The organism is Niabella sp. ZPM-14, assembly GCF_055693045.2.
This window is the reverse complement of sequence record NZ_CM181148.1, coordinates 1,727,651-1,750,107: the sequence shown is the minus strand read 5'-3', so window position 1 is coordinate 1,750,107 and position 22,457 is coordinate 1,727,651. Positions and strand designations below refer to the sequence as shown.

The window sequence follows — 22,457 nt, the reverse complement described above, 5'->3', positions numbered from 1 at the left end:
TAATGTTTATTGTTTATTAGGTTCAAATAGTGGTTGGCAGCCAGTTGCCTGGCTGTTCGTTATTTCAGCGGTTTTACTTTTATGTTTTTAAACCATAAAGAGCTGCCGTGATATTGCAAGGCAATATACCCTGTTTTGAATTTAGCATAATTAGCACTTTTAGCCCATTTTCCGGCTTTTTTCCGGGCTTTCCAGTCTTCCGAATCGGGGTTGAAGCTTACAATCTTCACCCCGTTCAGCCAATGTTCCGTTCTGCCCGGAGCGACAACGATCTTTGTGGTATTCCATTCGCCGGCGGGGTGTAATACTTTTTTACTTTCATCAGCGGGATGCATTGCATAGTCAGCGCCGGTCTTCTGCCAGTCCTGTAACTGTTCAGGGTGCTCCGCTCCAAATTGGGCATTGTAATCTTTTAAGTTGCTATGCATCTGCGCATAATTCTCATCATCGATGAGCTGGTATTCAGGCGCCACATTCGAGGGGCCGCCATATCCTTCTTTTACATGGTACAAAATGCCGCTGTTGCCCCCCTTACCGATTTTCCAATCGATCGTCAGCTCAAAGTATTCAAATTCCTGTCCCGAAAAAATAATATCACGACTGCCTTTATAGGAAACATCATTTACTTTTTCATTGATCTTGTCGTTATCGACCCAAAGCATATTGTCACTGAGTATCCATCCGGGAGGCAAGGTCTTGCCGTCATAGCCGCGCCATTTAGCCGCATGCTCTTTGCTGAGCAGGTTCATGGTCTTTTTGCTTTGTGCGCCCGCAGTAAGCGTCGAGAGCATGAAGACAGCTCCCAAAGCGCTTAAAAAAGCAGATCTTTTCATTCTTCAGGTTTTTGTTTTTTATTGCCCGCCCGGATGAATTCCGGTCGGACGGGTTTTTAATGATTCGATTGTTTGTATGTGCGCCTTGCTTCGATTTTTCGGGGCAATTCAAGTAATCCGGCATCGTCAGTCACAGCCCGTTGCCATGCCGGCATTCTGCGGACCAGCGTCAGGTTCTCCTTTTGTATGTCTTGCAGGTAAATATCTCTTGTGTCAGACCATTCAACCCGTTTGATAATTCAGCAAAGCACGTGGTTCATTTGCAACCTCCTAAAAATAGGAAACAATTTTTAATTAGGCGATGCTCTACTTTAAAATATGCACCCGGTCACCGAAACGGGCAACCGGCATCGGCCTTGCCATTACTCCCCCCGGTATTTTTTGCGGGTTTCTTTTACAGCACTGTTTCTCTTTTTAGCATCGATCCTTTTTTCAATAGAGGCCCTGGAAGCTTTCGTAGCAATGCGGGGCTTCTTCTTATGCAACGCGTTCTTTATCAACGCGTGTATTTTATCAGTGGCATCCTCTTTATTGCCCAGCTGCGTTCTGTGTACTTGTGATTTCACCTGCAGAAAGCCTTCCGCATTTATGCGCGCAGACAGTTTCTCTCGGATCATCTTCTTCTGATCCTCAGTGAGAAGCGCCGAACGATCTACATGGAAAGCAGCGATCACAGCCGTTTCCACCTTGTTGACATTCTGCCCGCCTTTGCCGCCGCTCCGCGTGGTTTTAAAAATAATTTCATCCGAAAGGTTCATGACTGATCCATATTGTCTTAAAAATAAATACCAAATTACTTAAAGAAAGATGAAAATCCCGCTGAGGCGTAAACAATCCATACACAAGAGCGATTAAATGTATATTTTGCAGCAACCTAAATGTTGATCTACGTCGCATGAAAGCAGTGATTCAAAGAGTGTCCCATGCCAGTGTTACCATCGACGGTGCGCAGCATGCTGCCATCGGGAGCGGTCTGTTAGTGTTATTAGGTATCGAAGATGCCGATACTGACGAAGATGTGCAGTGGCTGAGCGAGAAGATCGTTAAGCTCCGGATCTTTAACGACGAAGAAGGAGTTATGAACCGGTCTTTGCAGGATATTGACGGAGAGATATTGCTGGTGAGCCAGTTTACCTTACACGCTTCCACCAAGAAAGGCAACCGCCCGTCGTACATCAAAGCCAGTAAACCGCCTGTCGCCATTCCTTTGTATGAGCAGATGATCCAACGTTTGGAAGTGATCATGAACAAGAAAATACAAACAGGGGTTTTCGGTGCCGACATGAAAGTAGCGCTGTTGAATGACGGTCCGGTTACGATCATTATTGACACAAAAAATAAAGAATAAGCATGACGCTACAGGAAGCACAACAACAGGTAGATGAATGGATCAGAACCGTTGGCGTAAAGTATTTCGGCGAACTCACGAATATGGCCATCCTTACGGAAGAAGTAGGCGAACTGGCGAGGCATATGGCGCGCATCTACGGAGAGCAATCTTACAAACGTGGTGCAGCGCCGACCGCAGAAGAGCAGCAGGCAGTCTTGGCCGATGAAATGGCCGATGTGTTATGGGTGGTGCTGTGCCTGGCCAATCAAACAGGGGTCAATTTAACCGAAGCCTTGCAAAGAAACTTTGACAAGAAAACAGTGCGTGATGCCAGCCGGCATGCAGATAATGAGAAATTAAAATGAGGTGGATGGGGAGTAGTGAGTAATGAATGATAAGTAGTGATGAATAATCATTGATATTTTATAACAGACGCCTTCTACCTGTTGCGGTGGTGCATCGCTTTAAATTTTAAGTAGCGCGGATTGATATGAAAAAAGCCTGGAACATACTAAAGGATTCGGTAGAGCAGTTGTTCGAGATGCGCATTTTGAAATTAAGTGCCGCACTGGCATACTACACGATCTTTTCCATCCCGGGGTTAATGATTGTGGTGCTTTGGATCGGAGATGTGCTGTCGGGACATGATTCATCTGTCAGAGAGAGCCTGTATAGCCAGATCGAAAGCCTGGTGGGCAGAAGCGCTAGAATACAGATCGAGACAACGATCATGGAAGCGTCGAATGATATTTCCGGGAAAGGCTTTTCAACCGCCGTTGGTCTCGCAACATTGATCTTTGGAGCCACCAGTATTTTTGCGGAGATCCAGGACTCGATCAACATGATCTGGCGCCTGAAGACCAAACCCAAAAAAGGCAGGGGCTGGTTGAAACTGATCCTCGACCGTTTATTATCTTTTTCAATGGTAGTTTCGCTCGGATTTCTTTTGCTGGTGTCTTTGCTCGTAAACGGGATCATGGATCTTTTCATAGATCAGCTCACCAGGCAGATCCCTGAAACCGAAGTGACCCTCGCTTATATTTCCAACCTGGCGATCACCTTCCTGATCACCTCGTTTTTATTCGGATTGATCTTTAAAGTACTGCCCGACGCGCGTATCCGGTGGCGGGCCGTTCGCGCGGGCGCGTTTGTAACAGCCATTTTATTCATGCTCGGTAAGTTCCTGATCAGTTATTATCTTGGTCATAACAAGATGACCTCAGCCTATGGTGCAGCAGGTTCTATCATTGTTATTCTATTGTGGGTGTATTATTCTGCAGTTATACTTTATTTCGGTGCTGCCTTTACAAGGGTGTATTCCATTCATAACGATATGAATATTTATCCGAGCCAGTATGCCGTTTGGGTGGAGCAGGTTGAAGTCGAACATGAGGATTCCATCCAGACCCTGCACAATGATAAAGTAGTGGCTGCGCATGAGCAGGAGATCGCACAACGTCAAGTAGGTGGTGAAAATAAAGCCACCAACGCGCCATAAGCCGATGTCTTCGCGATACAAGAGTGACAGAAAGCAGAAAGATCCTGATACGATTATGCCTGCACCATTTTCGCAATCACCAAAGCCACCCGTTCGCCATCCATGGCGGCGCTCACAATCCCACCAGCATAGCCCGCACCTTCACCGCAGGGATACAGGTTTTTAATTTGCGGATGTTGCAATGTTTCCGCATCACGAGGTATTCTTACGGGAGAAGAAGTGCGCGATTCCGTGGCCACTAATACCGCTTCGTTGGTATAATACCCTTTCATTTTTTTGCCAAACTCGACAAAGGCCCGCTGTAAAGCTCGATGAATAAAAGGCGGTAAAACGGTAGAAAGGTCTGCACTGCTGATGCCAGGTAAATAAGAACATTTGGGTAGTGTCGAAGAAATTTTGTTCGTACAGAAGTCGGCCATTCTTTGTGCCGGCGCCTGAAGCAGGCCGCCACCCGCCTCGAAAGCGCGTTGCTCCACTTCCTGTTGAAATGACAAAAGCGACAAGGGATCCGCGCTCCGGGTCCCGCCCTTTTTAATGATATCTTCGAGCTGCACCTGAACGACAATACCCGAGTTGGCATAAGGATTATTCCGTTTGGAAGGCGACCAGCCATTCACGACGATTTCGTTGGGCGCAGTGGCCGCGGGTGCAATGATGCCACCGGGGCACATACAAAAGCTAAAGACGCCCGTGTTGCTGACTTGTTGTACTAAACTATAGGAGGCGGGAGGAAGATAGGCGCCGCGGGTATCACATTTATATTGCGCCTGGTCGATAAGCTCTTGCGGATGTTCCGCCCGAACGCCCAGGGCGAAGGGCTTGGCTTCTATTAAAATATGTTTGTCATGCAATAAATAAAAAATATCTCTTGCCGAATGGCCTGTCGCCAGTATGACTGCGTCACCTTCGATGGTTGCGCCAGACTGGGTTGTAACACCTTTGATGGTATTGTCATGCAGCCTGAAGTCGACTACCTTTTGATCGAACAGGACCTGGCCGCCGCAATCAATGATCTCATCGCGCATCGCGGTGATGATCTTGGGTAATTTATTGGTTCCGATATGCGGATGGGCCTCGTAAAGTATTTTTTCTTCGGCGCCAAACCTGACAAATAAATGCAGGATACGGTCGATGCTACCGCGCTTGTTACTCCGGGTGTACAATTTGCCATCACTGTAAGTGCCTGCACCCCCCTCGCCGAAACAATAATTGCTTTCCGGGTTTACAATGCCTTCCTTGTTCATCGCTGCCAGATCGCGCCGGCGGGATTTAACGTCTTTGCCGCGTTCCAGTACAATCGGCTGTATGCCCGACTCGATCAGCTGCAAAGCGGCGAAAAGCCCTGCTGGTCCGGCGCCCACGATAATGACTTTTTTCCGGGCCTTGCTTACATCTTTGAATTGAACCGGTGGAAGCGCGCGTTGCCGGTAGGGTTCGTTGATATAGGCACTTAGCTTTAGGTTGATCCACGGTTGCCGCGCCCGCGCATCGATAGACCGTTTTAAAATGGTAAAACCGGTAACCACTTCGGGCAGGACGCCTTCGCTTGCTGCAATTTGTTGCTTAATGAACAGGTCGTCCGTTGCTTCCCGGGGGGAGAGCTTGAGTTGTATTTCCTTTTGCATATCGGGTCAGGTTTTTATCCTGAAAAATGTACTGCAAAGAAAGGGAAATTGTTGGAAGGAGGGAGGATCTCAGAAGTCGGAGGTCCGAAGTCCGAGCTTGTTGAGCATTGGAGTGTTGAGTGCTTATAATTGCCAACTAATCACAGCAGCTTAGTCCTGTTTCATGTCTACATATACTACTTTGTACTTGTTTTTTCTGCCCGGCCGGAATTTCCGGTTCAGGAACAGGCCTGCGCCGCCTATGCCGGTCGCGATGGCCACGTTGCGCGTATTGCGTTTGTCCAGTAGTGGGTCTGCCTTCTGGATCAACCCGTTGAAAAGATTCAGAAAAGTATAGCCTAACCCTCCGATGGCGGCATATTTGCCAAGCGTACCCAGGTAGCGATTTCGATAATCGGCCTTGGTAGTATACACATGTTGGATGGCTTTATAGTGAAGCTGTAAAATATAGGTGGTCACCGTATCGTAACTTACCGTTCCGAAAAGATTGGTATAGGCCGACGTAGTGAAATAGCGGAGGTAGATGCTGTCATTGGCAATGCGGTCGATCAGGGCATCGTAGCGCCTGCCGTCTTTGGACATAAACGAGATATTGACACCTGCGTAATAATTCTGAACAGGGACGCCATTCTTTTTTCTAACGGAAATAAAATCAGGTACCTGCGCATGCGCCGTCAGGAGGGTAGTCAGGAAACAACAAATCAACAGCAGCCGTAACATTTGCGCTAAAGGTAAAGCATAAACGCTTTACGGATTGACCAAAATTGTTAAAGCATTAAAAAATTTCTAAAGGGCCATACGCTGGATGAATTGAGTATTCAGATAGGGACGCAGTTCTGAAAACGGGATCCATACATTGATCTGGCCGTCTGCATAAGACGCAATTTCGTAAGGCGCGTACATAAAGCCCAGGCCTTTGGCAGACAGGTAAAAATTCTTGTTGGGAGCGAGGTGCTTCACGAATAATCGTTCTTCGAGCGGCGTAGGCGCCGGTACATTATATTGTTTCCGGTAATTCTTTTCAAGCAGTTGCTGCATCACCACAGAATCTGCGTTTACTACATCGCTGAGCGAAAGCTGCCGTTGGCTGGTCAGGTCAAAACAATACATGGAAGTACCATGGTTTCCATGCGCGCCGCCGGTGTAAGCATAGTTGAAGAGACTCATCACCAGGAAACCGTTTTGATGGTAGACTACATTGGCCATCGTTTCATATTCACGGTTCAGGAAGAAATGAGGTCCGTCATCATCCACACCCACCAGGCTGCTGTCCACTTCGGCGGCATAGCCGTCCACATCGTCCTTTACTAAGACCTCCACGGTTTGCTGGAGCGTCAGGCCCTGCATCTTTTTATTGCCATTGTCAATGATGCTTTTTACTTTGTTGTTAAGCCAATCGGCAGCGGCATTTTGATTGGCCGCAGCCACCACCGTCACCGCGGTTTTAAGCGTGGGCGTATCGTTTTTGAATTTTGTATAATGCGACGAATCGATCCGCCCCACCGCGATCAGTTGCAGCGAATCATCCAGGGCAGCTTCTTTCAGGTCAATAGGGTAAGAGCGTTTGCCGTCGCCGCTCAGCCAGGTGCCGTTAAGACCGCTGTCGCTCACTGCCATCGAAAGAGACGCAGACTTACCCGATGTGATGTTCGTGATCTCAAACAGGAAGAGGCTGTCGTCGCTGCTCTTCTCCCAGTTGCGCGACAAAAAGATCGGTTGGCCCTGGTCGAGGTAGTAATAATTGGCCTCGATCCGGTCACCCGCCTTGACAAGGTGCATCACCACTGGCTTGCCGGCGACAGTTCCCTCCAGTTTTTTATAAACGTAAGTATCCGTGATGCTTTGACGAATATTTTTTGTACTGTCCGCGGTTGCTGCGGTTCCGGCGTCGGTCGGTTTTTTATCCTCATTCTTACAAGAAACAAAGGCTAGCAGTAAAAATGCCAAGGCAAAAATCCGGTTATTCATAATATGAAGTTTGGTAGTAGGTAATCACTCTTTTAATCAATCACGCTTTACAAGTTTATGCTCCATTCAATCCGGTAGTCATCGGATCTGCAGAAAAAATATTCAAAGCCGTAGTAGATTTTAGCCATAACTACGCAAATATTTTTATGCTCATTTCACATAAAATTTCATGCCACAATTTGAAGTTCAGTAATTTGGCGGCATGAGCCTCAAAATTACATCCGGCGCCTGTATTTTTAATCGTGGCGCAGGACTTTTGTTTATCAACACCGGCAGACATAACCTGTCAGGCTGTTCATTTACCGGTATCCTGATGACATGCTTTGCGTGCTTTGTTGCGCCGCATGTGTTCGGACAGCAGACCCCGGCGGATACGGTAACGGCCTTGTCCGAAGTCACCGTGCAGGCTTTCGGCCAGCGCAGAACACAAGCCACGGCCGCAGTGACCACGATCGGATATCCCGCCCGATCTAACAAAACTTCTTTGGTACAGGATCTGAATACCGTGCCGGGTGTGAGGATGGAAGAGCGCTCTCCCGGCAGTTACCGGATTAATATGCGGGGTAGCTCGCTGCGCTCACCGTTTGGTGTCAGAAATGTAAAAGTCTACTGGAATCAACTTCCCTTAACCGATCCCGGAGGCAACACTTATTTTAATCAGCTGGCTTTTAATAATTTTTCTTCGATGGAGATCGTCAAAGGGCCGGTGGCCAGTATGTATGGGGCGGGCACAGGCGGACTGATCCTTATTCATAACGAGATTGCGCAGGATACTATCGCTTCATTGGAATACGTTCGTGGAAGTTACAACCTGCAATCATTGCTGGCCACGGCAAACTGGATCGCAGGCGCCTGGGGTAATAAAGTGACCTACGCGCATAATGAGTCGGATGGCTTCAAGGCCCAGTCGGCGCTTCGCCGGGACAATATATCCTGGAACTCCGTATTATCAATCAGCGACAAGCAAAAACTTTCCGCTTCGGTCCTGTATACAGATCTTTATTATCAGACACCAGGTGCACTAACCTTAAAAGAATTTGAGGCCAACCCCCGATCAGCACGGCCTGCCGCAGGTCCTTTTCCCTCAGCGGTGGATGCCAAAGCAGCCATTTTTCAAAAAAATTTGCTGGGGGGATTGACTTATGACCATGTCTTCTCACCCGTATGGTCCAACACCACGACCGTTTACGGAGCTTACACCTCTTTAAAGAACAGTGCTGTCCGTAACTATGAATCGCGCAACGAACCTCATTGGGGCGGGCGCACCAGCTTCAGAGCGGATCAAGACTTAGGGCGGAATTTCCGGCTGGAGTGGACAACGGGGGCGGAATTTCAGCAAGGTGATTTTAACATAGCAGTAAGAGGCAACCGCGGTGGACAGCCGGATACCTTACAAACAGAGGATGATGTAAATACATGGACCTATAACATTTTTACACAGGCCACGCTATCGCAGGCAGATCAATGGTTTTATACGGTCGGTCTGGGCTATAACAGAAGCCGGATCCGGTTTCTCCGTGTAAGCGATGAGCCGGTGCTGCAACAGCCTTTTTCATTCAGCAATGAACTGGCGCCCAGGGCCGCGATCATGCGGAGATTCAATAATGGCCTGTCATTGCTGGCTTCGGTGGCGAAAGGCTTTTCGTCTCCCACCGTGGCGGAATTGCTGCCTTCCACCGGGATCATCAATACCGATCTTGAAGCTGAGAGAGGCTGGAATTATGAATTCACTGCGAGACAATACCTGCCAGGCAACCGCATTTACCTGGAGGCAACCGGTTTTTATTTTGATCTGAAGAATGCCCTGGTACAACTGAGAGATGAGTCGGGCGCTGACTATTTTGTGAACGCCGGTCACAATCAGCAAAAGGGTCTTGAGCTCAGCGGATCTTATTTGTTGTTGCCAAAGGTCCGGAAGGTGCTCGATCACGCGTTGGTAAAAGGGGCGTATACCTATAACGATTTTACCTATAAAAGATTTGCCGGCGCAGGCGGTGATTTTTCCGGCAATCGTTTGCCCGGCGTACCCCCGAGCGCATTGTCGCTGACAGCAGACATCGTATTGAAAAACGGTATCTACCTGAATAATACCTATTATGGCGCCGGTGCCATTTTCCTGAACGATGCCAATTCAGCATCAGCCCGGCCTTATCATTTGCTGGGAGCCAAGCTGGGATATCAATGGTTGACAAAAAGGATGGGGCTGGAAGTATATGCCGGAGCAGACAATCTGCTGAACGAAAACTACAGCCTTGGCAATGATATCAACGCGGTGGGAGGACGCTTTTATAACGCCGCCCCGCGCCGCAATTATTATGCCGGAGCAGTGATCACCTACAGGAAACGCCCTGAGTGATAGCCGGTTTGCAGGTTCTAAAGCAGGCGGCACCTATTGCTGAACTGTTCAACATCTTGCCGGTGTATGAAACCAGTTGCCCGATTATCTGAACACTGCAGTCGCCATGTTTGCTGATTCGTAAGCCATCTTCATATTGTAATCCCAGGTCAGTTTTTTAATATTGACAAGATCCACAATTGTACCGATAAAGCATAACCCGGCAGTGAATACATAAAGGATCCCAAGCCCAATGTCGCCTTTGACAAACCGGTGCACGCCTGCCACACATACAAAGCCCAATAAAGCTAATACGAGCATCAGGGTCTTATCCTTTCTTTTGCGGGAGTACACTGATAAAAAAGTTTGCTGTTGCTGCTCATTCATGCTTTGCGACAGGTTGAGAATGGTAGCCATTTCATCATATTCCATATCGGGAAACATTCTTAGTAATTGTTGCTGGTCCATATTATGTTTGTTTTGTTGGTTATGTATAAATGTTTTGTTGGTGTTATTTCTGATCCAGGGAGACCTCAGACACCATATTCAGCTTTGCTTTTTGCTCACGCTGAAAATGTAACAGTGCCTGGCGGTTAGATTTGCAACTCTGATAAAATAAGATCATCGTTGCCGGAATGCCGAACAGGTGGGCCTGAGCGGCTTTCTGAAATTCAAAATGCAGGGCATAATGAATGGAGTGGCCCAGACCGCAACCGGGGCACCAGGAAATCCCAAGGTTTTTCAGGATGCAAAAGGACAGGGTGCTGTCCATATCCATCATGCCCAGCAGTACCAGCGCTCCGTTCCAGAGCAGGACTTCACTGTATTTTTGTAAAAACCGGATCATGTTATTTATTTCCTGTTTGATCCTGTAAAATTATAGGCTGGCGGGCAGCGGGCATAACGCTCATCGGTAAAGGGCAATGAAAGAGCGGTGAATTGAAACTACCAGGCGGTCATTACATCTCGCGTAGTTCTTCGCCCAGGTAGTGCCGGTATTGGGCCTGCGAAAAAAGGCTTTCCTCTTCGTTGGCCGCGTCTTCAGTAAGTGAAGGAAGCAAATGCTCTGCTGCTGCATAATCTTTCACCACCCGTATCGCCAACAGGGATAAGGGAATATGTACGATACAAGACACGGCATCCAGCAGGGTTTGCGCCTTCATCATCTCAATGCTGTCTGCCTGGAAGGACATGCGAAATACAATTTGGTTGATGATGTTAGAGCTGATCCAAAACCCCCACCACCAACCTAACAAACGGGTCTGCAAACGTGCTGTTACCGGATATTTTGATAAAAGGCTGTCCGTTTCGTGATAAAGCTCCCGCATGATCTGGAAGGGGCGAAACAGGGATAGGATGGGCACAAACCAGGCGCCTGCAGCCCAGCCCTCGCTGTATGTCAGCCAGGAGCTTTTCTGATGCAGGTTGTAATACGCGCGGCGAAACCACAAGATGAAGAATATCATACAGCCAATGGTAACCCCCACATTGACAAGGTTCAGCACGGTTTGGGCAATGTCATTGAGCTCTGCGCGCTGCACAGAAACGGTGAAGCCCGATGTGACATCGTCCAGCAACGCGTATTGATGCCAGTCCGCGAAAGAAATAAGGATAGCCAAGCCCATCGAGATATACAGCAGGAGTATAGCGTTTTTGGCTCTTTGGCCATTCGGTTTTAAAATGTTTGTGTTCAAGGTTGATTTTTTTATGAGTGACAGGTGGAGGGTTTAGAAGTTGAGGTTGTTTACACTTCTTGTTAACTACAGATCGTCTGTAGGAAGCACTGAGGTGTCCCGGACCGGGCAGCATTGGTTCAATTATTCATCATATTCAGTTGTTATGGGTTTTTGTCAAAAGCTGTTGAATGGGGTGTTTTAAAAGTGAACGACTTATTTTTTCATCGCCCACTTGATCATTTCCTTCCAGGTTGGCTTTTTGCCGTACATTAAAATGCCTGTGCGATATATTTTTCCCGAAAACCAAACCATGAATAAAAAGCTGGCAATTAAAGAGGCCATGCTCAAAGCGAGTTGCCAGTAAGGCACCGTACCGGGCACGCCATAAGCCACCCGCGCCATCATTACAATCGGTGATGTGAAGGGAATGATGCTGGTCCACACTGCCACCGAACTGGTGGGATCTTTCATCGCAATGGTGAGCATGAAAATCGCAAAGATGATCAACATCGTGATGGGAAAAGAAAGCGATTGCGCTTCGCGGATATCTTCATTGACCGCACTTCCAACAGCAGCATAGATGGATGAATAAAAGAAGAAGCCACCCAGAAAGTAAAAAGCGAATAAGGATAAGATCACAGGCATGTTCACACTGGTAAATACCTTTTGTACGCTACCCACTACCTCGCTCATGGAAGAGCTGTTAACGTCGACAGCCGCTTTGCTGGCATTGTAGATGATAAATACAAAAGCTACCCACAACAGGAACTGCGTTAAAGCCACCAGGGCAATGCCCACGATTTTGCCCAGCATTAATTGAAAAGGTTTCACAGAAGACACCATGACTTCCGCAATACGGTTGGTCTTTTCCTCCATCACGCCCATCATCACCTGAGAGCCATAGATCAGCAGGATAAAATACACCAGGAAGCCTGCAACATAACCGATGATCATGGCAAAACCTCCGTCCGCATTTTTATCTTTCAGATTTTCTGCGGATATTTCCAGGTTGTTGTCTGACAGGGTTTGCCTTTTTTGAACGTCAATGTCCAGATCTTCATACTTGATATCGTTCCATATACCATTCAGCTTGGTTCTAACTTCAGATATCGCGCCCAGGGTGCGGTTGGATTTTACAGAAATGTTGTTTCCTGTACCGCCGACCATCGTGTTTTCGGGGATCACTACATAAGCGTCATATCCCTGCGACTCAAAGTCCTTAGAAAGGGCTTCCGGGGTTTGCTGCACCAGCGTAAGAATACTCGATTTATCTTCCTCGTTAGCCTGCGCAATTTTTTCAACAGTAAATTTTTTAGAAGAGTCGATCACCGCGATCTTCAACTGGGTCGAAGATTTGGCACCGATGTAAGAAGTGCCGAATATTAATCCCAGGTATAGAAGAGGGAACAACAGCGTGGAGATAATAAAGGTCTTCTTTTTGACCCGTGTTAAATATTCTCTTTGTATAATTAAAAATGTCTTGCTCATGTTGTACTTAAATTAATGCTACATCGAAATGATCTGATATAATATAAAAGTCAATTGACTACCTGAGTACGGTTATTAAAAAACGCGCAGAGAATGCAAAGGCGGATCTTTTCCAACTACCAATAACGGACCGTCATCTTTCATCAGTCAACTATCTGCTCAATTATCAATCTCCTCGAACCGGCGCGCCAGCGGCGTTCCATGTACCTGACGGATGAAGATGTCGTTCAGGCTTGGCAGTATTTCGTTAAAAGATTCAATAGCCGCGCCTTTGGAAAGCAGGTATTGCAAGATGTCGTTATTGCTCTTGCTTTCTTTCTTCTGGATAATGAGAGACTGCCCGGATTGTGACTGAATGGTGAACACTTCGTTGTCCGTCACTTCTTCGAAAGGATCCAGCAGCGTGATCTTATATAAATGCTCTTTAAAGTCTTGTTTGACCTGGTCTACTGTACCATCCAATATTTTCTGTCCTTTATTGACCAATGCAATGTGATCGCAGATCTCTTCGACCTGTTCCATGCGATGCGTGCTGAAAATAATAGTAGCGCCTTGTTTCGCAAGATTGAATATTTCATCTTTGATCAGGTTGCTGTTCACCGGATCGAGCCCGCTGAAGGGTTCGTCGAGTATGATCAGTTTCGGGTTGTGCAATACGGTAGTGACAAATTGCAGTTTTTGCTGCATGCCTTTCGATAGGTCTTCCACTTTCTTGTTCCACCAGCTTTCCATCTCGAAGCGTTCAAACCATTGCTTGATCTTTTCTGTTGCGTCTTTCTTGCCGAGTCCCTTCAATTGGGCCAGGTAAAGTGTCTGATCACCGATCTTCATTTTCTTATACAGCCCGCGCTCTTCCGGCATGTATCCGATCTTTGCAATATCATTGGCCGGGTCGAAAGGCGTGCCGTCGAAGATGATGGAGCCGCTGTCCGGGTAAAAAATACCGGTGATCATACGGATGAGTGTGGTTTTGCCTGCACCGTTCGGGCCAAGCAGGCCAAATATTTGTCCAGGCTCAATGCTGAGGCTGATATCATCAACAGCTTTTTGGGTGGCAAAATATTTTTTGAGGTTTTTTACTTCGAGTAGCGGCGTCATTTGTTAATCTTCGTTTCAAACAAATATATGCACAATGTGTGGTGTTTGATGGGGTTGCGCGGGTCGATACGCACTATTTAGGTAAAAATGTTCGTGAAGTGGCACGGAAAAAGCGTTTTGCGGACGAGTAAACAAGGCACGATGGATAAGCTAAAAATGATATACCATCCATATTTTATAAATGTCAGATTCGCTCCTCACGCCCCGGTCTTAACTATCTACGATCAATAAATTGAGTTATTCTCAAATTCATAACACAGCACTTTTCTTTAGTTATATATTTTCTGCAACTTTGCTTTTCATTTTTCAAAAGATATGAACAAAAGAAATATCCTTCTTTCTGCCCTTTTAGCTTTCACATTAATCGTGGTTTCGGGATGGGGTTTTTTAGTACATCGCACCATTGCTCAGTTAGCGATCTATGAACTGCCAAGGCCGATGCAGGCCTTCTTTTTTACCAACAAAGATTCCTTGGTGTATGCCGCACCTCGGCCGGATTTGAGACGTACCAAAGACGAATCGGAGGGAAGCAAACATTATATGGACATGGAGCGCTTCGGGCCGGACGCTTTTAAAGTAGTGCCGCATGACTTCGATAAGGCGGTTGAAAAATATACGCTGGACACGCTTCAGAAATATGGTACCCTGCCTTATGTGGTGGTGGAATATATGGATAAGCTGACGCAGGCGTTCCGGTCTCAAAATGCCGACAGTATTGTGTTCTACGCCGCTGACCTCAGCCATTACATTGCTGATGCTCACGTGCCGCTACATACTTCCATCAACTACGACGGGCAGCTAACCGGGCAAAACGGGATTCATGATCTTTGGGAAACGACCGTACCCGAAGTGGAAATTATGAACTACCAGTTGAGCAGCCGGCACAAGGCGCGCTATATCCAGTCGCCGTCGGATGAGATCTGGAAGATCATGGAGCATACCTTTTCCCTGTTGCCTGAAATGTTTGAAAAAGAAAAAGAAGTATCCAAACATTTTACCGATGCGACCAAGTATCGCTGGGAAGTGCGTTGGGGAAAGAACCGGCGCTTTTACACCACAGCGTTTGCGAAGGAATATTCAAAAGCGCTACATGGTTCTATCAACGCCCAGTTAATCGCCTCTTCCAATGCGCTCGCCGATTTCTGGTACACCGCCTGGGTGAACGCAGGTAAACCGGATCTCAACCATCTTGCAGCGTCCTACAACAGAAGAGCGTTTAAAGCGGAAAGAAAAGCGTTCCGGAGAAACCAGCTAATCGGAAAGAAGTTATTGATTGCTACTCAGAGAATGACGAAGGATTAGGGAGGTCCGAGGTCGGGAGACGGGAAGACCGGAGCCGAAAGCCGGAGATTGAAGGTCCGAACTCGGAAGCGTGAAGCGTAGCAATTTTCTTATTCATCATTTAACGCGTCAGAACGATGGATTGCGGGGACGTTTAAAAAAAATATTTACTCAATTTGACAAAGATTGGTCTTATATCAGATACACACGGATTCCTGGATGATAATGTCTTCCGGCATTTTGATACATGTGAGGAGATCTGGCATGCCGGTGATTTTGGCAATGCTGCTATTGCAGACCGGTTAAGGGCCTTTAAACCCCTGCGGGGCGTATATGGAAATATTGATGGCGCAGACATACGTCAGCACTTTGGCGAAATAACCGTCTTTGATATTGAAGAAGTGAAAGTAATGATCAAACATATCGGAGGTTATCCGCCGAAGTATAATACCGAAACTAAAAAACAAATCATCGCCGAAAAGCCACAACTGTTTATTACCGGCCATTCGCATATCTTAAAAGTAATGTATGACGAAGCGCTGCGATGCCTCCATATGAATCCCGGTGCCGCCGGGAAGCAAGGCTGGCAAAAGGTGAGGACGCTGATCAGGTTTGTGATAGACGGAGCCGATTTTAAAGAATGCGAAGTGATTGAGCTGGGGAAAAAAGGTTGACGGTTGATAGTTTACAGATGACAGAAAATATCCTAAGTATATCAGTTTATTTTAAATAGACTTAAGCTGTCAACAGCCAACTAGCAACTGTCATTCCTAATTAGGGAAGAAAGGTTGCCGGTTGATAGTCTTCAGATAACAGAGACTATTATTGTAAATAGACTTAAGCTGTCAACAGCCAACTAACAACTGTCATCTTTGATTAGAACCAACCTCTTCCTTGTCCCACTTCCCGGAAAGGCCAGGGGATAGAAGCCAGCATGATGATAAAGGAAATCGTGTAAAACAAAACCGTTTTGCGATGTTTGGTCGCGTCAGGAATATTCTTTTTCGCGAAGGAGCGGCCTATGTGAACCAGGGTGATAGCGATGATCATACCCAGGATATGTTCCACTGCGAAGAACCGGTACACGGGAGCCTTCATGATATCCCCCATCGGCATTTGCTGAAACAATTTGAGCCCGAAAGTGCCGGTGAACCACTGTACGAGGCCGATCAGGAAGTTGATATCACAACAGATCATTAATAACAATCCTGCTGTAGCGTGACCCTTGGTAAAAGGCTTATTGCCTGCTCCGAGGCTTTTGAAAATCGCTATGATAAAAAGCAATACAATCGCCCAGCGCAAAAAACTGTGTAAATGTAACAATCCGGTTTGCATAGTTTCGAGATTTGTGAGTGCGAAAATAGGCAATTTAATTTTGTAAAAGCTGTACTTTGCAGCGCGGGAGGCCGGGCTTTGGGTTTCCCGTAGAAAGCAGGAATGACACAGGCAGTAATGATTCAGATAAAGTGAAGCGCTGTTATTCCTGAGAACATTTTAAAACACAATCATTATGGCTTTAATTGCACCTTCTTTGTTGGCAGCGAACTTTTTGAACCTACAATCCGAATGCGAAATGATCAACAGCAGCGGGGCAGACTGGCTGCACCTGGATGTGATGGACGGTATGTTTGTGCCGAATATCAGCTTCGGTCCCATGGTCATCGAGTTTGTTCATAAACTCGTAAAGAAGCCCTGCGATGTACATTTAATGATAGAGCAGCCGGGCCGTTACGCCCAGGAATTCAAAAACGCCGGCGCCGACCACCTGACCATTCATATTGAGGCTTGTCCGATGCTTCACCAGGACATTACCCAGATCAAATCATTGGGCATGAAAGCCGGTGTGGCTGTGAATCCGCATACGCCCGTATCGCTGCTCAGCGACATCCTGCACGAGATCGATATCGTTAACCTGATGAGCGTCAACCCCGGTTTCGGCGGACAAAAGTTTATCCCGCATACGCTGGAAAAAATAAAGCAGTTGAAGCAAATGATCACAGAAAGAAAGCTGAACGTGCTCATCGAAATCGACGGCGGGGTAACAGTGGATAACGCCAAAGACATTATGGATGCGGGTGCGGATGTACTGATTGCAGGAAGCACCGTGTTCAAAGCAGACGACCCAATTGCAACGATTGAAAAGTTGAAAGCTATATAATCTGAGTTTTGGATTTTTGTATTTTGATACTCAATGCCAAACGCGTCACGCCAATTTTTAGATAAAAGGATTAAGTGCTTTGCATAACAGGTTCACCTCGTCATTGCGAGCGCCTGTCACAGGATTATTGGGCAGACTCGCTGTATCATTCGTGCTCGCCCGCCTGTGCCATTCGTGTAGCAGTCCGTGATTTGTATATTGGCGCTGCCGCTTTATAGCTGATTCGCTGCCCTTGAACCCCGCCCGGCATAGGTATTTCCTAATTAGGTTCCTTTTAACAGAATTCACATTTGTTAATAAATTAAATGGCACGTTTTTGTCATGAAAAAAGTATATTTGGATAAGAGGGGCAGGCATGCTGCAGAGAGGTTCAGCATGACGCGAAAAATGCCGGTCAGCCCTTTGCCGGGAGCCTTAATGATAAACTATATTAGATTGACAGAAGCAATTATTAACCTGGAAACCGTTAACCCACTGGATTTTTTTGGTGTTAACAATGCAAAGCTCGACATCCTGAAAAAGAAGTTCCCATTACTCAAAATTCTTTCACGTGGTACCCAATTGAAACTGAGCGGCTCGCCCGAACAGATCAAAGCGGCTACGGAGAAAATAAATCTCGCCATTTCTTATCTCGAAAGAAATGGAAGTATGAGTAACAATTATTTCGATCAGATACTGGGTGGCGACGATGCGGAAGTAATAGACAATTTCATGGAGCGTAATCCCAACGAAGTGTTGGTATTCGGTCCTAATGGTAAAAGCGTCAGAGCGCGAACGGCTAACCAGAAAAAGCTGGTGCAGGAAGCGGAAAAAAACGACATCGTTTTTGCGATCGGACCGGCAGGTACAGGTAAAACCTATACCGCCGTGGCGCTTGCAGTGCGTGCTTTGAAAAACAAGCAGGTCAAAAAGATCATCCTGACCCGGCCGGCGGTAGAAGCGGGCGAAAGCCTTGGTTTCCTACCGGGCGATCTGAAGGAAAAGATCGATCCGTACCTGAGGCCGCTCTATGATGCACTGGACGACATGATCCCCGCGGACAAACTCGGATATTTTATGACCACGCGCGCCATTGAAATTGCGCCGCTGGCCTACATGCGCGGACGTACGCTGGACAACGCTTTCATCATATTGGATGAAGCGCAGAACGCGACGGACCTGCAGCTAAAAATGTTCCTGACGCGTATCGGAGCCAATGCCAAAGCCATCATCACCGGCGATATGACGCAGGTGGATCTTCCGAAAAACCAGCGAAGCGGGTTGAAAACCGCCGCGCGCATCCTGAGAAATATACCCGGCATCGGATATATTGAACTGGATGAAGAAGATGTGGTAAGGCACCGTCTGGTTAAAGCGATTATTAAAGCGTACAATGCCGAGCATGAGCGGAGCATGGAAAGGGAAGATTCAAAATAAGACAGACCTGGTGAATATTACTTTTGAAGGTATCCGCCTCGGCGGATGCCTTTTTCTTTTTACATTATTGCTGTCTTGCGGCAACAGCCGTATCGACAACACCCGGAAGATGCTTCACCTGCAAACTTTAGTGAAGAGCGGCGACATGATCGTAAGAGCCGGCAAGGACGAAGTGAGCGAAACCGCCCGTCGTTTCAACCGGAAGGAACAACTGTATTCGCATGTCGGCATCCTACAGGTAGAAAAGGACAGCATATGGGTGTATCACGCGCTGGGCGGGAGCTACAACCCTTCGCAGCGCTTGCTCAGGCAGCCGTTGGAGCAATTCTGCGATCCCGAAGAGGTATATCGTATCGCGGTGTTTCGGCGGGAGCTGTCTGCAGGGGCGCAACAAAAATTAAAACAATGGATCGGGGCTCAATACAACCGCGGTCTGCCATTTGACCTGTTTTTCAATTTTCATACAGATGACCGGATGTACTGTAGTGAGTTTGTATTCAAGGCGCTGAACGCCGCTACGGACGGCGCTTTGCAGCCCTACCTGCACCAGCAGGCGGGGTCGATTTATATTACCATCGATGATTTGTATTTACATCCCGAAGAAAAAAAAATCGCCGCTGTTTCGTTTTAAGAAGATGTGCTCGTTCTTGCAAACCCGCCATGTACCTGCTTTAGCAAGGCATCCACTTCGTACACCGGCTGCCGGCAGGCATATTGCTCGCAGAGAAAGATCGCCAATGCCTGATCCGATGTTTTGCCTTGTAACAGAGGAAACTGATCATTGGACTGCGCAGAGGCCATGATCACTGCATGTGGAAGCGGTTGGTGCAACAATGCTTTGAGTGCCGGTTCGAAAGCGCCCAGCAAAACGATCTCCTGAGTCCCCGTTACCCGCTGGTAAAGTCCTGCCAGCCATACGCCGAACGATGTCGGATACTTTACCGCAACCGTGCTCAAACCATTGATCATGTTGTAAGCACGCTGGCGCCATTCATCGTGGTCCAGCAACAATCCCAGCTCCATGAGGTTAAGCGCCATAGTTGCATTGCCGCTCGGCGTTGCGCCGTCATAAACTTCTTTTTTCCGGACGATAACATCCTGCTGGCTTTCGGGCGTGTAATAGAAATAGCCTTCCGGCTCGGTAAAGTCTTCCGTCACTTGCTCACAAAGCGTTTGAGCTTTTAATAAGTAAGTAGTGTCTGCAGTGATGCGATGCAGTTGCAGCAAGGCCTGTATCAGGTAGGCGTAGTCATCCAGAAATGCGGGGTATTTGGCAACACCGTTTTTCCATACGTGATGCAGGCGGGAATCGTCGCCGCCAAAGGCGTCCAGCAGAAATTGCATATTGTGGATCGCCCTGCTTTTATAAGATTCGTTTCCTGTGGCGGCATATGCTTTACTATATGCCAGGTTCATCAATGCGTTCCAGCCAAGAATGATCTTATCGTCCAGTGCAGGCCGTACGCGTTGGTCACGCACGGCTAACAGCTTCTTGTTGCTTTTGTCCAGGAGCTGTCGCAGGTCTTCTATTTTATATTGGCGGTTGGCCGCAAATTGTGGAAGCGGCTCCAGGATGCGCAAGATGTTCTTGTGCTCCCAATTCCCATTCGCCGAAATATTGTAGAAGTCGCAATACATTTCAGTATCCGGGCCTAAAATTGCTTCAATCTCTGCTCGCTGCCAGACATAATACTTGCCTTCTTCACCTTCGCTGTCCGCATCCAAAGCCGCATAAAAACCTCCGGAGGCATCGAGCAACTCGCGTTCCACAAAGGCCAGCGTATGATCGATGGTCATCTTATATTGATCTTCTCCTGTGATCTGATAGGCTTCGCTCAAGGTGGATACGATCAGTGCATTGTCGTATAACATTTTTTCGAAATGGGGAGCCAGCCATTCCGCATCGGTGGAGTACCGGGCAAATCCGCCTCCCAGCTGGTCATAAATACCGCCTTCGATCATTTTGTCCAGGCTTAATAGCGCCTGCTTCAGGGCAGCGTCAGCCAGAGAGGTGGAGGGAGTGGATCCGTCGCGCGCGGCAACTTTAGATTGATAATAATACCTTAATAAAAACTGGATGGAAAACGTTTGGGGAAATTTAGGCGCTGCGCCAAAGCCACCCCATTGCTGGTCCGCTTGCTTTAGTAAGTTTTCGCAGGCCTCGTCCATTTGCTGTAAAGAAGACGCCTGTGTGCCGGTGTTGATGCCGAAATTGTTAGCTTGTAAAAGATGTTCTGTCAGTCCGCTTGCCTGTTCCTCTATTTCATTTCTTTTATTCTGAAAAGCGTCAGAAACCGCCACCAGCACGTCTTTCCACGAGGCACGGTTCATAACGGCTTTCGGAGGAAAATACGTGCCGCCATAAAAGGGTTTCTTGCCGGGCGTTAAAAAGACGTTCAGAGGCCATCCACCGCTGCCCGTCATCGCTTGCACCGCATCCATGTAGATGTGGTCCAGGTCCGGCCTTTCCTCCCGGTCTATTTTGATATTGACGAAATGCTCGTTCATCAACGCGGCGGTTGCCTCATCCTCAAAGCTTTCCCGTTCCATCACATGACACCAGTGACAGGCTGCGTAGCCGATGCTTACTAATATCGGTTTGTTTTCATTGATCGCCTTCTGCAGCGCTTCTTCACCCCAGGGATACCAGTTCACCGGGTTGTGGGCATGTTGCAGGAGGTAAGGACTCGTTTCGTGGACCAGCGCGTTGGGCATATAGATTCGTATTGATGTGTAGTCTACACCTGCAAAGATCAGGCAAGTTTTGGTGTCGGGTATTTCAGGAGAGAACCGGGAATTATTTGCCCCAACCCCATTTCAAAAAAACGGGCATTGCTTTGCCCCAGGTGGCAACATCGTGACGGCCTTCATTCAGTTCAAGGTAGGTAATATCTTCAGCCTTATATCCTTTCGACATCAGCTCTTTGATATGGTCGAGCGTATCATCGATCGAATCAATAATACCGTTGTTGTTCCTGTCGCCGCTTTCGTCCAGCTTGCCGCATTCGAAAAAGAACTTCAGGCCGGGAGTATATTTCCCTTTCCTGATCTGCTGCTGCATGATCCGGTGTTGGTCATCGTTGTATTTTTTGTCGGACTGATCGAGGCTGCGCCACCAGAGTGATCCTGAAAAAACGCCCACTTTAGAGAAGACGTTCGGGTTGGACCACACCATGTCCAGCGCACTGAGGCCGCCGAGAGAAAACCCTGCATAAGCCATTTCTTTGAAGCGGCTGACTTTGTAATTGGATTGTATGAATGGAATCAATTCTGACAAAACAAATTTGGTGTAAGCCCCTGCTTTCGCACCGCGGCCGAGATAATCTTTTTTGGAAGCGATGCCATACTCCTGCGTACGCTCTGTGCCCGCCGTGATAGCCACGGAAAGGACGGGCTGGAGCGCGTTTTCCTGGTACAGTTGATTCAGTATGTTTTCATACCCCATCACAGGCATATCCTGTCCGTCGTTGATCAGGAGCAGGCTCATTGCCGCCGTGTCTGCCACATTAGTAGGGAGGTAGCATTGCAAGGCAACGTCGCGTTTTAAATGTTTGGATGGTAAGGTGATGATATCAGTAACCAAATACGTTTCGACTGCAGTTTCCATTGAGCCAAAAATAGGAAAATTGTGTACTTTATATTATTTAATTATTAAATCCCACTGAATGTATCTGGTCTGACCGTCCCGGTCTGACCAGATGCCGGGCTTTACGGCCCGAACCGGTCTTTCGCGCCTAAAACAATTTTTGCT

General features: G+C 47.5%; 21 protein-coding genes and 1 pseudogene. 9 read left to right on the top strand and 13 right to left on the bottom strand.

Going from position 1 to position 22,457, the window contains the following annotated elements:
• Positions 1-59: 59 nt before the first annotated feature.
• Positions 60-833 carry a 3-keto-disaccharide hydrolase gene (locus tag ACU37H_RS07420; RefSeq protein WP_472702165.1) on the bottom strand — a complete coding sequence of 258 codons (774 nt, stop codon included), beginning with the start codon at positions 831-833 and terminating at the stop codon, positions 60-62.
• Between the two features lie 362 nt (positions 834-1,195).
• Positions 1,196-1,576, bottom strand: a pseudogene (gene arfB / locus ACU37H_RS07415) (alternative ribosome rescue aminoacyl-tRNA hydrolase ArfB); the annotation flags it as partial.
• 152 nt (positions 1,577-1,728) lie between these two features.
• Between arfB and dtd the strand changes: the two are divergent.
• The 3 genes from dtd to ACU37H_RS07400 all read left to right on the top strand — a co-directional run bounded on the left by dtd (position 1,729) and on the right by ACU37H_RS07400 (position 3,661).
• Positions 1,729-2,181: a D-aminoacyl-tRNA deacylase gene (dtd, locus tag ACU37H_RS07410; RefSeq protein ID WP_472702166.1), complete on the top strand. Its 453-nt coding sequence runs from the start codon at positions 1,729-1,731 to the stop codon at positions 2,179-2,181.
• 2 nt (positions 2,182-2,183) lie between these two features.
• Complete coding sequence (locus ACU37H_RS07405) at positions 2,184-2,528, top strand: nucleotide pyrophosphohydrolase (RefSeq protein ID WP_472702167.1); 345 nt, start codon at positions 2,184-2,186, stop codon at positions 2,526-2,528.
• 125 nt (positions 2,529-2,653) lie between these two features.
• Positions 2,654-3,661 (top strand): YihY/virulence factor BrkB family protein, encoded by a 1,008-nt coding sequence (locus ACU37H_RS07400; protein WP_472702168.1) that lies wholly within the window; start codon positions 2,654-2,656, stop codon positions 3,659-3,661.
• Between the two features lie 53 nt (positions 3,662-3,714).
• On the opposite strand, the gene ACU37H_RS07395 is transcribed toward ACU37H_RS07400, so the two are convergent.
• The 3 genes from ACU37H_RS07395 to ACU37H_RS07385 all read right to left on the bottom strand — a co-directional run bounded on the left by ACU37H_RS07395 (position 3,715) and on the right by ACU37H_RS07385 (position 7,254).
• Entirely contained in the window at positions 3,715-5,286 is a 1,572-nt protein-coding gene (locus ACU37H_RS07395) for an NAD(P)/FAD-dependent oxidoreductase (protein ID WP_472702169.1), read from the bottom strand.
• Between the two features lie 150 nt (positions 5,287-5,436).
• Positions 5,437-6,006 carry a hypothetical protein gene (locus ACU37H_RS07390; protein ID WP_472702170.1) on the bottom strand — a complete coding sequence of 190 codons (570 nt, stop codon included), beginning with the start codon at positions 6,004-6,006 and terminating at the stop codon, positions 5,437-5,439.
• A gap of 66 nt (positions 6,007-6,072) precedes the next feature.
• On the bottom strand, positions 6,073-7,254 hold the full coding sequence (locus ACU37H_RS07385) for a DUF3298 and DUF4163 domain-containing protein (protein ID WP_472702171.1): 1,182 nt from the start codon (positions 7,252-7,254) through the stop codon (positions 6,073-6,075).
• A 202-nt stretch (positions 7,255-7,456) separates the two neighbouring features.
• Here ACU37H_RS07385 and ACU37H_RS07380 point away from each other — a divergent pair, with 202 nt between their 5' ends.
• Entirely contained in the window at positions 7,457-9,610 is a 2,154-nt protein-coding gene (locus ACU37H_RS07380; protein WP_472702172.1) for a TonB-dependent receptor, read from the top strand.
• 84 nt (positions 9,611-9,694) lie between these two features.
• On the opposite strand, the gene ACU37H_RS07375 is transcribed toward ACU37H_RS07380, so the two are convergent.
• The 5 genes from ACU37H_RS07375 to ACU37H_RS07355 form a co-directional block, all read right to left on the bottom strand.
• Positions 9,695-10,057 carry a TM2 domain-containing protein gene (locus ACU37H_RS07375; protein WP_472702173.1) on the bottom strand — a complete coding sequence of 121 codons (363 nt, stop codon included), beginning with the start codon at positions 10,055-10,057 and terminating at the stop codon, positions 9,695-9,697.
• A 43-nt stretch (positions 10,058-10,100) separates the two neighbouring features.
• Positions 10,101-10,436, bottom strand: coding sequence for a DUF2752 domain-containing protein (locus ACU37H_RS07370; RefSeq protein WP_472702174.1), 336 nt, complete (start codon positions 10,434-10,436; stop codon positions 10,101-10,103).
• 112 nt (positions 10,437-10,548) lie between these two features.
• Positions 10,549-11,283, bottom strand: a complete 735-nt coding sequence (locus tag ACU37H_RS07365; protein WP_472702175.1) for a DUF4328 domain-containing protein — start codon at positions 11,281-11,283, stop codon at positions 10,549-10,551.
• Positions 11,284-11,478: 195 nt separating this feature from the next.
• Positions 11,479-12,753: an ABC transporter permease gene (locus ACU37H_RS07360; protein ID WP_472702176.1), complete on the bottom strand. Its 1,275-nt coding sequence runs from the start codon at positions 12,751-12,753 to the stop codon at positions 11,479-11,481.
• A 159-nt stretch (positions 12,754-12,912) separates the two neighbouring features.
• On the bottom strand, positions 12,913-13,851 hold the full coding sequence (locus ACU37H_RS07355; RefSeq protein WP_472702177.1) for an ABC transporter ATP-binding protein: 939 nt from the start codon (positions 13,849-13,851) through the stop codon (positions 12,913-12,915).
• 315 nt (positions 13,852-14,166) lie between these two features.
• On the opposite strand from ACU37H_RS07355, the gene ACU37H_RS07350 reads away from it, so the two are divergent.
• Together ACU37H_RS07350 and ACU37H_RS07345 are read left to right on the top strand one after the other, a co-directional pair.
• The gene (locus tag ACU37H_RS07350) at positions 14,167-15,153 is read left to right on the top strand and encodes a zinc dependent phospholipase C family protein (protein WP_472702178.1); all 987 of its coding nucleotides are present in this window, start codon (positions 14,167-14,169) and stop codon (positions 15,151-15,153) included.
• Positions 15,154-15,308: 155 nt separating this feature from the next.
• Positions 15,309-15,806, top strand: a complete 498-nt coding sequence (locus ACU37H_RS07345) for a metallophosphoesterase family protein (RefSeq protein WP_472702179.1) — start codon at positions 15,309-15,311, stop codon at positions 15,804-15,806.
• A 202-nt stretch (positions 15,807-16,008) separates the two neighbouring features.
• Here the strand turns inward: ACU37H_RS07345 and ACU37H_RS07340 are convergent, their stop codons facing one another.
• Positions 16,009-16,467 carry a hypothetical protein gene (locus ACU37H_RS07340; RefSeq protein ID WP_472702180.1) on the bottom strand — a complete coding sequence of 153 codons (459 nt, stop codon included), beginning with the start codon at positions 16,465-16,467 and terminating at the stop codon, positions 16,009-16,011.
• A gap of 175 nt (positions 16,468-16,642) precedes the next feature.
• Between ACU37H_RS07340 and rpe the strand changes: the two genes are divergently transcribed.
• From rpe to ACU37H_RS07325, 3 genes are all read left to right on the top strand, one after another.
• Positions 16,643-17,290, top strand: a complete 648-nt coding sequence (rpe, locus tag ACU37H_RS07335; protein WP_472702181.1) for a ribulose-phosphate 3-epimerase — start codon at positions 16,643-16,645, stop codon at positions 17,288-17,290.
• A gap of 435 nt (positions 17,291-17,725) precedes the next feature.
• Complete coding sequence (locus ACU37H_RS07330; RefSeq protein WP_472702182.1) at positions 17,726-18,706, top strand: PhoH family protein; 981 nt, start codon at positions 17,726-17,728, stop codon at positions 18,704-18,706.
• A complete protein-coding gene (locus tag ACU37H_RS07325; RefSeq protein WP_472702183.1) occupies positions 18,672-19,337 on the top strand; it encodes a YiiX/YebB-like N1pC/P60 family cysteine hydrolase in 666 nt (221 codons plus the stop codon). The genes ACU37H_RS07330 and ACU37H_RS07325 overlap by 35 nt, the downstream gene beginning before the upstream one ends.
• Here ACU37H_RS07325 and ACU37H_RS07320 read toward each other — a convergent pair.
• Entirely contained in the window at positions 19,334-21,421 is a 2,088-nt protein-coding gene (locus ACU37H_RS07320) for a thioredoxin domain-containing protein (RefSeq protein ID WP_472702184.1), read from the bottom strand. The two genes, ACU37H_RS07325 and ACU37H_RS07320, sit on opposite strands and share 4 nt — an antisense overlap.
• An 82-nt stretch (positions 21,422-21,503) precedes the next feature.
• Complete coding sequence (locus ACU37H_RS07315; protein ID WP_472702185.1) at positions 21,504-22,313, bottom strand: alpha/beta hydrolase; 810 nt, start codon at positions 22,311-22,313, stop codon at positions 21,504-21,506.
• Between the last annotated feature and the right edge of the window lie 144 nt (positions 22,314-22,457).